Origin of the sequence: Kibdelosporangium banguiense (genome assembly GCF_017876405.1) — a bacterium.
GTDB lineage: Bacteria > Actinomycetota > Actinomycetes > Mycobacteriales > Pseudonocardiaceae > Kibdelosporangium > Kibdelosporangium banguiense.
Map to the genome: position 1 here is coordinate 11,819,601 of NZ_JAGINW010000001.1, position 13,335 is coordinate 11,832,935.

The 13,335-nt window shown below is 64.8% G+C and carries 10 protein-coding genes; 7 read left to right on the forward strand and 3 right to left on the reverse strand.

Translation table 11 applies throughout. The features are described 5' to 3' along the window. Positions 1 to 31: 31 nt before the first annotated feature. Together JOF56_RS52955 and JOF56_RS52960 are read right to left on the reverse strand one after the other, a co-directional pair. Positions 32 to 538, reverse strand: coding sequence for a MarR family winged helix-turn-helix transcriptional regulator (locus JOF56_RS52955; RefSeq protein ID WP_209646998.1), 507 nt, complete (start codon positions 536 to 538; stop codon positions 32 to 34). Positions 539 to 591: 53 nt separating this feature from the next. Next, entirely contained in the window at positions 592 to 1,383 is a 792-nt protein-coding gene (locus JOF56_RS52960) for an SDR family NAD(P)-dependent oxidoreductase (RefSeq protein WP_209646999.1), read from the reverse strand. A 127-nt stretch (positions 1,384 to 1,510) separates the two neighbouring features. Between JOF56_RS52960 and JOF56_RS52965 the strand changes: the two genes are divergently transcribed. From JOF56_RS52965 to JOF56_RS52980, 4 genes are all read left to right on the forward strand, one after another. Continuing rightward, a complete protein-coding gene (locus JOF56_RS52965) occupies positions 1,511 to 3,343 on the forward strand; it encodes an amidohydrolase (RefSeq protein ID WP_209647000.1) in 1,833 nt (610 codons plus the stop codon). An 11-nt stretch (positions 3,344 to 3,354) separates the two neighbouring features. Beyond that, positions 3,355 to 5,175: an amidohydrolase gene (locus tag JOF56_RS52970; protein ID WP_209647001.1), complete on the forward strand. Its 1,821-nt coding sequence runs from the start codon at positions 3,355 to 3,357 to the stop codon at positions 5,173 to 5,175. Positions 5,176 to 5,367: 192 nt separating this feature from the next. Continuing rightward, positions 5,368 to 6,696 carry a hemolysin family protein gene (locus JOF56_RS52975; RefSeq protein ID WP_307855685.1) on the forward strand — a complete coding sequence of 443 codons (1,329 nt, stop codon included), beginning with the start codon at positions 5,368 to 5,370 and terminating at the stop codon, positions 6,694 to 6,696. Next, on the forward strand, positions 6,693 to 7,727 hold the full coding sequence (locus tag JOF56_RS52980; protein WP_245378781.1) for a hemolysin family protein: 1,035 nt from the start codon (positions 6,693 to 6,695) through the stop codon (positions 7,725 to 7,727). Before JOF56_RS52975 ends, JOF56_RS52980 begins: the two co-directional genes overlap by 4 nt. On the opposite strand, the gene JOF56_RS52985 is transcribed toward JOF56_RS52980, so the two are convergent. Beyond that, positions 7,675 to 8,079: a MerR family transcriptional regulator gene (locus tag JOF56_RS52985; RefSeq protein ID WP_209647002.1), complete on the reverse strand. Its 405-nt coding sequence runs from the start codon at positions 8,077 to 8,079 to the stop codon at positions 7,675 to 7,677. The genes JOF56_RS52980 and JOF56_RS52985 overlap by 53 nt on opposite strands. A gap of 51 nt (positions 8,080 to 8,130) precedes the next feature. Here JOF56_RS52985 and JOF56_RS52990 point away from each other — a divergent pair, with 51 nt between their 5' ends. The 3 genes from JOF56_RS52990 (at position 8,131) to JOF56_RS53000 (ending at position 13,216) form a co-directional block, all read left to right on the forward strand. Beyond that, a complete protein-coding gene (locus JOF56_RS52990) occupies positions 8,131 to 8,958 on the forward strand; it encodes an MBL fold metallo-hydrolase (RefSeq protein ID WP_209647003.1) in 828 nt (275 codons plus the stop codon). A gap of 101 nt (positions 8,959 to 9,059) precedes the next feature. After that, on the forward strand, positions 9,060 to 12,494 hold the full coding sequence (locus JOF56_RS52995; RefSeq protein ID WP_209647004.1) for a phage tail protein: 3,435 nt from the start codon (positions 9,060 to 9,062) through the stop codon (positions 12,492 to 12,494). Between the two features lie 5 nt (positions 12,495 to 12,499). Further along, the gene (locus JOF56_RS53000) at positions 12,500 to 13,216 is read left to right on the forward strand and encodes a hypothetical protein (RefSeq protein ID WP_209647005.1); all 717 of its coding nucleotides are present in this window, start codon (positions 12,500 to 12,502) and stop codon (positions 13,214 to 13,216) included. Positions 13,217 to 13,335: the final 119 nt, after the last annotated feature.

Below are 13,335 nucleotides of genomic sequence, written 5' to 3' on the forward strand. Positions count from 1 at the left end.
TATACCGGCGGATCGCCTCCCACCAAACCCGTCAGTCGCGGTCCGGCTCCTCCAGTTGTTCGACAATCACCCGCAGGGACGCGGCGAGTTCCTTGCGCTGGACGTCGCTCAGGCCGCGCACGACGTACGCCTCCTGCCGGTTGAAGGCGGGGAACAGGTTCTCCATCATCTTCTTGCCGGACCTGGTCATCGACAGCACGACACGGCGTCCGTCGGACTCGTGCCGCGCGCGCTGGACGTATCGGTAGGACTCAAGCGTCTTCACCACCCCGGTCAAGGTCGCCTTGGAGATCCCGCTCTCCGCGGCGGCGTGCCGGGTCTCGATGTCGCCCCAGATCCAGACCACCCAGAGGACCACAAAGCCGGTCCAGGTCAGTCCGGTGTCGCGCAGCACGGTCTGCTCAAGGTGGTTACGGATGGAAGTGGTCGCGCGGTAGAGGTTCGACACGGCCCACATCGCGCCGGTGTCGATCTGCATGCCGGCCAGCCGGTCCTCGATCGCCTTCTCAGTGGCCTGGAGGGTGTGCGATCCAGTCATCTGCTTCCTCTCAGGTCATCACGGGCAGTCGCCCACCATGAGTCTAAGAGGACCTAACCGTCGAGCGGCGCCATGCCAGGGTCGACGACCCCCAGTCCGCCGTCGACGGGGAGAACGGCGCCCGTGACGTAGGAAGCCGCAGGCGACAACAGCCAAACGATTGCCTCAGCCACCTCAGCGGGCTCGGCAGGGCGCCGCTGCGGGACGAGCGAGGTGGCGCGCCCGTAGGCCTCCTCCCGCGTGAGCCCCAGGTCTCCGGCGACAGCGTCCATCTCGGCGTCGGCCATCTCGGTACGCACCCAGCCAGGCGCAACGGTGTTCGCCCGGACACCGCGTGCGCCGAACTCGTACGCGACGGTGGCCATGAACATGGTCAACGCGGCTTTCGACGCCGAATACGCCCCGCTCCCCCGGGACGCCACCCTGGCCGCGACCGAGCTCACGGCGACGATCGCCCCGCCGGCCCGCTCCAGCAGCGGCAGGCAGGCGCGGGCGACATGCATCGCACCGTCCAAATTGGTCCGCATGGTGTCCGCCCACTCGGCGTCACCCTGATGGTCGACCTCAGCGGAGTAAATCGCGCCTGCGTTCAGCACAACCGCGTCAAGCTGGCCGAAACGGTCCTCAACCGCACGCGAGAGCGCCTTGACCGAATCAGCGTCGGCCACGTTGACAGATCTCACGAACGCGCCGATCTCCGCCTCCAGCACTGCCAGAGGCTCGGTACGGCGACCGCAGGCCACGATCCGATAGCCACGCTGGTGCAGCATGCGTGCGGTGGCCGCACCGATTCCCGTGCCGGCGCCAGTGATCAGCGCGACCGGCCCGGACTGGGACTCGCTCATCCCGGAGATGCTATTCGCATCCGAACAACTTGACCAGATTCCTTGCGGCCGGACACTTGACAGTTCGTTTGCTTCCAAACATCCTAATCGTCACCAGTACGTCGGCCCTGCTCGCGAGGAGCGCCGGATGACCAGTCCTGTGTGGAATCGGCGAAGACTGCTCCAAGGCGCAGCCGTCGCCGGAATCACCGCCTCGGGCCTGACCGGGACCGCCCACGCCCAGCAGGGCGGCGCGGCGGATCTTGTGTTGTCCGGCGGCCGCGTCCTGACCCTGAACCGTGGCTTCCGGATCGCCGAAGCCGTGGCGATCAAGGACGGCAGAGTGATCGAGGTCGGTGACAACAGGTCCGTACGACGTCTCATCGGGCGTCGGACCGATGTCATTGACCTTTGTGGACGAACAGTCATGCCCGGTGTCAACGACTCGCACGCACACGGCTTGCGGACAGGACTGGCGTTGCCGCCGTACACCGTCGACGTCGGCAAACCTGCCATCTCGGCAGTCACCGAGGCGGTCGCCGCGGCCATTGCGCAGGTCGCGCCCGGCGCCTGGATTCGCGGCAAGGGATGGGACGAGAAGAAGTTCGCCGAGGGCCGGCCACCGACGCGCCAGGACCTCGACCAGATCTCCCCCGGCAATCCGGTCGCCCTGCTGGACTGGTCCAACCATCAGCTGTGGGTCAACAGCGTCGCGTTGCGGATCGCCGGTATCACCCGTGACACGCCTGACCCGGGCGGAGGCGTCATCGTCCGCGACAGCGCCGGGGAACCGACCGGCCTGCTGCTCGAAGGCGCGGCGCGGCTGGTGAACGAGCGCATTCCGGCGTTCACCGAACAAGAGCAGGCCGACGCGATCGAACGGAACATCTCCCTCCTGCTCAGCCATGGGATAACCAGCTACACCGAGCCTGGCATCGGCGCGGTGGCCCAGAAGCTGTACGCGGACAAGGCACGCCGGCGCGCGCTGCGAATACGGGTCACCGCGTTGCTCAGCCGGCCAGACGACACCTACCCGGTTTCGGTCGCCCAGGTTCGTGAAATCCTTGCGGCGCAACAGCCTCTCAAGGGCATCGACCGTCGATGGTTGAACATCGCCGGCGTGAAGCTGCGCGCCGACGGCGTGCCGATCGGGAGCCGTACCGCGTGGATGCGCGAGCCGTACGTCGGCGGTGGCCGGGGCGGGCTGTTGACCGTCGGGGCGTCCGACTCGGAGAAGGTCGCCGAGCTCACAGCGATGGTCGCCTTGGTACACCGGGCAGGCCTGCAGATCGGGACACACGCCACGGGCGACGCCGCCATTGACGCCGTAGCTACGGCCTACGCCTCGTCACGGCCTTCAGACCAGCGCCATTATGTGATCCACGGGGACTTCGCGTGGCCCGAGACGCTGCGTCTGCTGGCGCGCAATCGCTGTGGTGTGAGCTTCAATCCGAACATCAAACGTTTGATCGCCGATACCCAGCCAGGGGTGGTAGGTCCGGAACGGGCTGCCTATCAGACGCCTTACCAATCAGCGTTGCGCGCCGGAGTCCAGGTGACAAGTGCGTCCGACACACCGAATGTGTCACCGCATTGGTTGCAGGGGCTGGAGACGATACTGCTGCGCGAAGGCAACTCAGGGACCGTTTCCGGTCCAGAGCAAAGAATCGGCGTGCAGCAGGCATTGCGCACATATACCACTGCGGGCGCATGGCAGGACCATGCCGATCATTGGAAAGGCTCGCTGGAACCAGGTATGGCTGCGGATCTGTGCGTTCTGGACGGAACCCTGCTCGACGAGCGTGGCCGTCTGGCAGTGGATGCCCATGCGATTTCGGACATCCCTGTCGCCATGACTTTGGTAGATGGCTCGGTCGTTTACGACTCCTCCGACAAGTCCGCTCGCGCCGCGGCCACGGCTGCGCAGAACGCGGGCTGGGCGCGTAACCCGAATCCCGAACACATGTGTGCGAACTGCTGAAAGGAACCGACATGGGTAACAGACGGCATTTCCTGCGCGGGGCCGCACTGAGCCTGGCGGGTGGCATGCTTCCCGCGCAGCAGGCGTACGCGGACAGCGGTCACGGGCAGAAGGATGCCGACCTGATCATCTACAACGCCCGGGTTCTCGTTCTGGACAGGGCTTTCCGTGTCGCGGAGGCAATCGCGGTGCGCGGTGGCGTTGTGCAGGCTGTCGGACACGCCCGGGACATCCGGCGCCTTGCCGGTCGACGCACACAGGTGATCGACGCCGGCGGCGGAACCGTTCTGCCTGGTGTCAACGATTCCCACCTGCACCTCAACGCGTTCGGCCTCGATTTCCCGCCGTTCTCCTACGACGTCGACACCGCGACGATCGACGAACTGGTCGCCGTGGTCCGCACAGCGGTCGCCGCCGCACCGGCCCCGGACTCCTGGATCCGTTGCCAGGGATGGAATGACAACCGACTGCCACGCCCACCACGGCGAACCGACCTCGACCCGGTGTCCGGCAACCACCCGGTATTCCTCACCGATTTCTCCGGCCACGCAATGACTGTCAACACGCGTGTGCTGCAACTGGCCGGCATCACCCGCGACACCGTTCCCCCACCGGGTGGCGTAATCGAAAAGGATGCCAGCGGCGAGCCGACCGGTGTCCTGCGCGAGACCGCACAGGGTCTCGTGCGCGCGCTTATCCCGCCGTTCACCAAAGATGAGATCGCCCAAGGCGTGGATACCGGAATCAGGCTCCTGCACGCGCAGGGCATCACGAGTATCACCGATCCGGGAATCGGCCTCGACCTACTGGCGATGTATGCCGACAAGGCCCGCGCCGGAACGTTGAGAATCCGCCTGAACACGCTTCTTTCCGCCGGTACCGCACCTCAACAGCTACGCGACACCCTATCCCGGTACAGGCCACTGCGCGGGGTCGACCCACGGTGGCTACGAGTGGCGGGCGTCAAGATATTCGGCGACGGGATCCCAACCGCAGCCAAGACAGCATGGTTGCACAAGCCTTACCTCGACGGCACAAACGGCAGCCTGGTCATAGCCGGCGCCACCAATGCGGAACAGGTCGCGAACCTGCGCGAACTGATAAAGATCGCCCACGACGCCGGATTCCAGATAGGCACGCACGCGACCGGCGACGCCACAATCGATGCCGTCGTCGACGGTTATCTCAGGGCAATGCGTCGCAAGGGCGGCGATCCACGCCACTACGTCATCCACGGCGACCTCACGCCCCTGGCAACGTTGAAAACGATGGCCCGTAACGACATCGGCGTGAACATGAACGCGACGATCAAATACTTGCTGGGCCGCACACTCGACCCTGTCCTCGGCCCCGAGCGCACGGACTACCAATGGCCGTACCGGAGCGCGCTCAACCTCGGCGTACAGGTGTCGAGCTCGTCCGACGCACCGGTGACCTTCCCAACCTGGCTCCAAGGCGTGCAATCCGCCGTCCTTCGTGAAGGCCGCTTCGGCGGTGTCGCCGGAGAAGCGGAACGCATCACAGTCCGGGAAGCACTCGCCAGCTACACGCGTACTCCCGCCTGGCAGGACCACGCAGAACGATGGAAGGGCACCCTCGAAGTGGGCAAAGCCGCCGACATCTGCATCGTCGGCGGGAACGTGCTCAGTGCCGACCCGCACGAGCTCGTGAACCTGCCCATCACCACGACAGTGCTGGGTGGCCAGGTCGTCTACGAGGGCGGAACCAAAGCCATGACCATGTCGCGGGAGGCGCGTGCCACCAAGTGCCTGAACGGCGGAAAATGTTGCTGCCGTCTGGCCGAGGACATCCGGGCCGGCATCCCCCGGTAGTACCTCCAGCCCTGGTCAACGCCCCTTCCGTCCCGCTAGGACAGGTACCCCTCGCGCCAAGCAGGGCGTTGACGGAACTTTGCCGTGATGTTGTACGTTCCTACTTCTGAGAGGCCCTTGCCCCCTATCGAAAGAAGTCATGGACCCCTCCCGAAGTACCGGCCGCGACCGCCTGATCATGGAGCGGTCGCGATGATGATCCTGCTCAACATCCTGCTGGGTGTTCTTGTCGTTGTCCTGCTGACTGTCGCGACTGGATACTTCGTCGCGCAGGAATTCGGCTACATGGCGGTCGATCGCTCCCGGTTGAAGGCTCGTGCCGCGAGTGGTGACACTGGAGCCTCGCGTGCGCTGGGGATCACTCGGCGGACGTCGTTCATGCTGTCCGGCGCGCAGCTGGGAATCACTGTGACCGGCCTGATGGTCGGGTATGTCGCTGAACCGATGATCGGCGACAGTCTGGGTGAACTTCTCGGTGGCGTCGGTGTGCCGTCCGGGGTGGGGATCGCGGTCGGGACTGTGCTGGCTCTGCTGCTGTCCACGGTGATTCAGATGATCTTCGGGGAGCTTGTGCCGAAGAACCTGGCCATTGCCCGGCCGGAGCCGGTCGCGCGCCGTCTGGCGTTGTCCACCGGCTTGTATCTGAAGCTGTTCGGCTGGCTGATCCGGTTGTTCGACCACGCGTCGAACCTCTTGCTGAAACTGTTGCGCATCAAGCCTGTGCACGATGTGGAGCATGCCGCGACACCGCGGGATCTGGAACACATCGTGGCGGAGTCCCGGGAAAGCGGGGATCTGCCCGCCGAACTGTCCACTTTGCTCGAACGAACGCTGGATCTGCACGAGCGTACGGCCGAACACGCCATGATCCCGCGTCCGAGAGTGACCACGATCTCCGGTGACGAGCCGGTCAGCCGGGCTGTCGAGCTGATGGCGTCCGGCCATTCGCGACTGCCGGTACTCGGCGCCGACGTCGACGATGTCACCGGAATGATCTGCCTGCGAGACGTACTTTCCTTGCAAGACAAGGACTCCAGAGTTCTCCAGGCGGCACGGCCGACTGTGATGGTTCCCGCCTCGCTGCCGCTGCCCGCGGTGCTGACCCAGTTGCGCGAGGCGGGTGAGCAGTTCGCCTGTGTCGTGGACGAGTACGGCGGCCTGGCCGGTGTGATCACGCTGGAGGACATCGCCGAGGAACTCGTCGGCGAGATCACCGACGAACACGACGACGAGCACATCGCCCAACCTGCGGAGAACGGCTGGCTGGTGTCCGGCGCCACCCACATCGACGAGGTGGAAAGGCTCATCGGGCACGACCTGCCCGACGGCGTCTACGAGACCATCGCAGGACTTGTCATCAACGAACTGCAACGACTGCCCAACCCTGAGGACACAGTCACCATCGTGCTGCCCGCCCGCAACGACGAGCCCGAATTCGAGATCACGGCGACCGTCCGCAGCGTGGCCAGGCACGTGCCGGAGACGGTTTTCCTTACACTGCAAGAGGTTCAGACGCGATGAGCGGGATGAGCACCGGAATGGCCCTGCTGATCACCGCTGTGATCATCGGGCTGAGCGCGTTCTTCGTGGCCGTGGAGTTCGCCCTCGTCGCGGCACGCCGTTACCGGCTGGAGGAGGCAGCCGAGCGTAGCGCCTCGGCGCGGGCAGCACTGCGCAGCTCGCGCGAATTGTCCTTGCTGCTGGCCGGATCCCAGCTCGGCATCACACTGTGCACATTGGCGCTCGGCGCGATCACGAAACCCGCCGTCCACCATATGATGACGCCGCTGATGACCGGATGGGGCCTGCCCGAGGTGACCGCCGACGTGGTCGCATTCGTCCTGTCGCTGATCGTGGTGACCTTCATTCACCTCGTCGTAGGCGAGATGGCGCCGAAGTCGTGGGCCATCGCCCACCCGGAGAAGTCCGCGACACTGCTTGCCTTGCCCATGCGGGTGTTCATGTGGCTGACGCGGCCGATCCTGGTCGCACTCAACGACATGGCGAACTGGTGCCTGCGCAAGGCCGGTATCCCGCCGGTCGACGAGCTCAGCACCGGACGCGGCCCGGAGGACCTGCGTCAACTGCTGGACCACTCGGCACGGGCCGGCGCGCTCGACGACGAGCGCCACGAACAACTGGCCACAGCGTTGGAGCTGAACTCCCGGCCGTTGCACGAGATCGTCCGGCCCAGCCAGGAACTGGCCGAAGTACCTCCGGACGCGACCCCGGAGCAGATCAGGGCCGCGTCACAAGTCAGTGGCCACCTGCGCCTGGTGGTTCGTGGGGACGACCGGCCGATGGGTGTGGTGCACGTACGCGATGCGCTGCTACCGGCTCCGGACGCAACGGCTACAGGCCTGATGCGGCCAGTACTGATGCTGCAGGCCGACGCGCCGATCTACGCAGCGTTGACCACCATGCGTGAAACCCGTAACCACCTCGCGCTGGTCGAAACGGATGACGATCTGATCGGCCTGGTCACCCTGGACGACGTCCTCACCCAGCTGCTGCCTGAGACTTCCGTGCCGGCGCCTCGAACTCACGCTTGAAGCCGGGGCATTCCACGAGTGGCTCATGCCGGCATGTCGAGGCATGGCGCAGGCTGTTGCGCATCCGGATGAGCCGGGCGATGTCGTCGTCGAGTTGCTTGGCCTTCTCGGCCATACGGGCCCGCAATTCGGTGTCGCCGGGCGTGGCGACCAGGAACTTGGCGATCTCGGCGATCGTGAAGCCGGCGCCGCGGGCGCAGGTGATGAGCGCCAGGCGATCCAGGATCTCCGGCCGGTAGGTGCGGCGCAGGCCGTTGCGGCCGTCCGAGGCGATGAGGCCTCGCTTCTCGTAGAACCGCAGCGCCGAGGGCGCCAGGCCGGATTTCTCGGCCACTTCGGCGATGTCGAGCACTGCCGGCCTCCGCTTGACTTGAACCGCGCTTCAAGTCGCAGAGTAGCGGACATGAAGATCCACCACCTCAACTGCGGGTCAGTGCGCCAGATCGAGGCCACCTACGAAGGCCTGCCGCCCGCGCACTCGGTCAATCACTGTCTGCTGGTCGAGACCGATCAGGACGGGCTGGTGCTCGTCGACACCGGTCTCGGCCTGGGCAACGTCCGCGACCCCGGCACCACTCTCGGCACCGCCTGGGTCGAGATGGCTCAGCCCGTCCTCGCCGAGCAGGAGACCGCCGTTCGCCAGATCGCCCAGCTCGGGTATTCGCCCGACGACCTGCGCCACATCATCGTGACCCACCTCGACGTCGACCACTGTGGTGGCCTGCCTGATTTCCCGGACGCCCAGGTGCATGTCCTGGCCGCCGAGCTCGAGGCGGCGATGGCACAAGCGCCGAGCTTCCGTTACCGCCCCGCACATTGGGAACACGGCCCGAATTGGGTCACCTACCCGCTGGAGGAGACCTCGGACTGGTTCGGGCTGACCGCGATCCAGCCACACGGCCTGCCGCCGGAGATCCAACTGGTGCCGCTCGGCGGCCACACCGAGGGCCACACAGGAATCGCTGTGCACGACGGTGATCGCTGGCTTCTGCACTGCGGCGACGCCTACTACTACCACCGGGAGCTCGACGCCGAGCCGCAACCGCATCCCGTGCTCGACATCGTCCAGACCCGCTCCGAAGTCCATCACGAACTACGGGTCGGCACCCAGATTCAGCTGCGGGCGCTCGTGCGTGACCACGGCGACGAGGTCTCGCTCTTCAGCGCCCACGATCCCTGGGAACTGGAGCGCTACACATCTCGGGAAGACGCTTCGGCGACGCTCGGGTGACGGCTGCGGCACGTCCGCCCTGCGACCCTCAGGCCTGACACCTGCGGGAGGGGTTTCGTCCGATGCCACCGCCACCCAAGGCCCTGATGCCGAGGCCCACGGTGACGAAAAAACCTGCCCCTGTCGTGGTCAAAGGGCGCCGTAAGCCGCTGGCACTCCCGCTCCCGCCGTCCAACTCGGCGATGTCGGCTGCCCTGAAAGCCTCGGCAAAACCGACGCTGGACCGGTTACGGCCGGCCGGTCAGGACATGGTGGGCAATGGCGCGGTCGCGGCAGCTGCGGAGTCAGGCCCCGCAGTCGCCAAGCGAAGCCCTGAGACAGACCCGAAGTTCGGGTCGCTGAAGAAGGACGTGCAACGCAAGAAGCGGTCGGTGGCGACCTCGCATCCACCGGCCCGCGCGGAGGCGACGTCCGCGCAGGCCGCGGCCCGTCCCCCGAAGGATGACGAAGAGGCGCAGGGCAAGACCGCCAACGCCGAGAAGATGAACGAGGCCAAGCCCAAGGAGTTCGACAAGGCGGCGTTCGTCAAGGCGGTCGAGGACGCGATCGCCGCCAAGGCACCGAAGAACCTCGACGAGGCCGACAAGTTCGCCGACTCCGGCAAGCCCGAAGAGGTCAAAGCCGAGGTGCAGGGCAAAGTCGGCGAAGGCAAGACCGACTCGGCCGAGCAGATCGCCACCACGACCGCGGCGCCGCCGGACACATCCGCGGCGGTGACGAAGGAAGTCGTACCGATGGCGGCCGACCAGCCGCCGCGCACACCGGCGACCCCGAACCCGGCCCAAGCCGTGCCCGACAAACTGCCGCCGTCGGCGACCGACATGTCCGCCGGTCCCGCCAAGGTCGACCAGCAGATGTCGGACGCGCAGGTCACCGAGGCGCAGCTGAAGAAGTCCAACGAGCCGGCGTTCAACAACGCGTTGAAAGAGAAGAAGACCGCCGAACAGCACTCCGAGGTGACACCCGGCGAGCTCCGCAAGAACGAGTCGGCCCAACTGCACGAGTCCACCGCCAAAGCCAAGAAGCTGGGCACAGCGGCGATGGGCGCGATGGGTGCCAAGCGCGTCGGCATCGGGCGGCAGGTCGGCGCGGGCAAGACCGGCGCCAAGAGCAAGGACGAGGAGAAACGGGCCCAGGTCACCGCGATCCTGCAGGGCGTCTTCGACACGATGAAGACCGAGGTCGAAGCCATCCTGTCCGGCCTGGACGCCAAGGTGGACAAGCAGTTCACCGACGGCGAGAAAAAAGCCCGCGACGAGTTCACGGCCGAACACAAACAGAAAATGGAGGAATACAAGGACGAGCGCTACAGCGGGGCCTGGGGCTGGGCCCGTTGGCTCGACGACAAGTTCACCGGCCTCCCAGCCGAAGCGGACAAGATCTTCGAGGACGCCCGCGCGCACTACGTCACCAAGATGCGCCAGGTGATCTCCGACGTGGCCGACACAATCGGCCTGGAACTCAACAAAGCCAAAACCCGGATAGCCAAAGGCCGGACGGACCTGCAGGCCGAAGTCAAAAAACTCCCCCAAGACCTGCAGGCGATAGGAAAAGAAGCAGCGGCGGGCTTCGACGACCAGTTCGACCAACTGACCCAATCGGTGGACGACAAAGGAACCGAACTGGTGGACACCCTGGCCACCAAATACACCGAAACCCTGAAGTCAGTCGACGAAGAAATAGCCGCGGAGAAAGAAAAGAACAAAGGCCTGATCGCCAAGGCGATAGACGCGGTCAAAGCCGTAATCAACACAATCCTGGAACTCAAACGGCTCCTGCTCTCAATCCTGGCGAAAGCGGCACAAGCAGTACTCGGCATCCTGGCGGACCCGATCGGCTTCCTCGGCAACCTGGTGCGAGCAGTCGGCGCAGGCCTCAAACAGTTCATGGCCAACATCGGCAAGCACCTCCAGCAAGGCATCATGACCTGGCTGCTCGGCCGTACAGCAGAAGCCGGCTTGCAGCTGCCATCGAAGTTCGACGCCCGCGGCGTGCTCACGATGCTCGCCGGCCTGCTGGGCCTGACCCCGGCGGCGATCTGGGCCCGCATCACCCGCAGACTGCCTCCCAAAGCGGCCGCGACAGCCGAAAAGGCCCTCCCCCTGGCCGCCCAGGTCAAGAAGCAGGGTGTCGCCGGAATGTGGGAGGACCTCAAGACCCGCGTAGGCGACCTCCGCAAAGACCTGCTGGACAAGGTCATCAAGTACGTGACCCCGACAATAGTGATCGCCGGCATAACCTGGGTCCTCTCCCTGCTCAACCCAGCCTCAGCATTCGTCCGCGCCGTAAAACTGATCATCGACATAGTCAAGTTCGTCGTCACCCAGGCACGGCAGATCTTCGACTTCGTCAACGCAGTCCTGGACGCGGTCATCGCCATCGCCAAGGGCTCAGGCGGCGGAGTCCCCAGCCTGATCGAACGCGCCCTCGCCCGCGCAATCCCAGTCCTCCTCGGCTTCCTGGCCGCCCTCCTAGGCCTCGGCGGAATAGCCGCCAAAGTCAAGCAAATCATCCAAGCCATGTCCAAACCAGTAGGCCGCGCCATCGACTGGGTCATAGACAAAATCGTCGGCCTCCTCAAGAAACTCCTCCCAAAGTCAAAGACCAAACCCGACAAAAAGAAACCCACCCTCCCCAAGAAGAAGCGCCCCGACAAACCCCGCCGCCCCAAGAAACCCAAGCGCAAAGATGACAGGCCCCGAAAACCCAAGCCTGATAAGAAGTCGGGTAGCCAGAAGCAAAGACTCGAAAAGGCTGTGGCGGCCGCTCTGTCGGCAGTGAACAGATTCAGCGGCCGGCGAATCGCCGCCGCTCTGATCAAGCCGATGCTTCTCGCGATCCGGCTTCGCTACCGGCTCACGGTCCTCGAGCCGGTGCGCCAAGGCGACTTCTGGGCAATACACGGGGAGATCAACCCCAAGCTCACCAAAGCCGCCAAGGCCAAGGTCCAGACCAAACAACCACCAAAGGTATCTGTCGGTGACACTGTAGAGGTCAAATGGGGCAGGGCTTGGGCCATCAGCGAGATCACGTCGGTGACCACCGAGACGTTCAGCTACCTTGGCCATATACACAGCGGCCCCGTCTCTGGAACGATCCGTGTCGACAGCTATGACGCCAGGTGGCGGGAGTACAAGCCGGGCAGGGTGTACAAGGTGGGCAAGGCGTTTGAGGCGATCAAGGACCTCAGCATCTGGCCGATATACGCTGACGCCAGCCAAGTTCTGAGTTACCGCGCTCATGGGAAGTTCAACGTTCCACCGGGCAAGAACTGGCACCACATTCACGAGGCGTCCGCAGGCGGGCCAAATTCCGTTGATAACCTCGCCCTTGTCGGGGCGCGGATAAACCAGGTCGACTTCCGAACATGGTTCGGCAGGCCACAACGCGGTACCGGCCGTCAGCCACTCAGGCAGTTCCTTAAGGGACAGGGGGAACAGGCGCATATAGACTGGGGAATGCGATGCATACGAGCGCACGGGCTCGACGTCGTTCTCCGAAACCACGGCCGCGGGCCCTACCAGGAGATTGTCTGACCGCCATGGACATCCGTCACGTCGTCACGTTCGAGACCCCGATTGGCTCCGATGTCAGGAGCCTGCTGACAGCCGAGGGGGCGCAGCCTGACCTGGACCCGCTGTCCTGGCTCGCCCCTTCCATTGAGGCTTTCGTGACCATCGAAGCGAAGCTGAATGAGCGCGGCATCCCGTTCGACGTCTACTTTGAATTCCAGCCTGGCCCCGGCGACGATCCGCAAAACCTCGCTGCCTACGTGGGCCTTGACGACTTCGCCGAAGTAAACGCGACAGCAGAGGATCTGGTCCTCGCATGCGACGAACGGACCCTTGCCACAGTCGCCAGCAGGCGAATGCGGCAACTGCTCGACGCGATAACCAGCGGGGTGACCTTCGATCCGCTAACAGGATACGAAGGTTTCTTCGTCATTACGAACGCGATTCAACTGCCTGATCCGATCATCGTGCCGCGCACAATGTTCCTGTCCGAGGGGACAACAGGTACATGGGCAGTGCAGAGCGATGGCAGGGAACTGCTCACGGAGCGGAACTTCCAAATCGTACGAGAGTCTGGCATGGTGCACGCGCCGTACTGTACGGCCAATAACCGGGTCCTCCCCTGGCATCGCCCGCCTATCTTCGGTGGCCCACTCCTTACCCGATTCCGAGACATGGACATCCAGGGGATAATTGACCCGCCCGCCTTTCTCGGCCCCGTCACCGAGCAGGAAATTTACGGGTGAGCTCACAGAGACAGCCAGAGATCCACGCTTAACGGCCGGGGTGGCTTTCCTTTTTGGGGATGGCGACGGGGACGATGTGCATGGCGGTGCTGGCTACGGCTGCGTTGCCGGCTTGGTCT

Coding starts and splice junctions, on each gene's coding strand:
- JOF56_RS53000 (WP_209647005.1), top strand. CDS start 12,500: ATGGACATCCGTCACGTCGTCACGTTCGAGACCCCGATTGGCTCCGAT.
- JOF56_RS52960 (WP_209646999.1), bottom strand. CDS start 1,383: ATGAGCGAGTCCCAGTCCGGGCCGGTCGCGCTGATCACTGGCGCCGGC.
- JOF56_RS52975 (WP_307855685.1), top strand. CDS start 5,368: ATGATGATCCTGCTCAACATCCTGCTGGGTGTTCTTGTCGTTGTCCTG.
- JOF56_RS52965 (WP_209647000.1), top strand. CDS start 1,511: ATGACCAGTCCTGTGTGGAATCGGCGAAGACTGCTCCAAGGCGCAGCC.
- JOF56_RS52980 (WP_245378781.1), top strand. CDS start 6,693: ATGAGCGGGATGAGCACCGGAATGGCCCTGCTGATCACCGCTGTGATC.
- JOF56_RS52990 (WP_209647003.1), top strand. CDS start 8,131: ATGAAGATCCACCACCTCAACTGCGGGTCAGTGCGCCAGATCGAGGCC.
- JOF56_RS52955 (WP_209646998.1), bottom strand. CDS start 538: ATGACTGGATCGCACACCCTCCAGGCCACTGAGAAGGCGATCGAGGAC.
- JOF56_RS52970 (WP_209647001.1), top strand. CDS start 3,355: ATGGGTAACAGACGGCATTTCCTGCGCGGGGCCGCACTGAGCCTGGCG.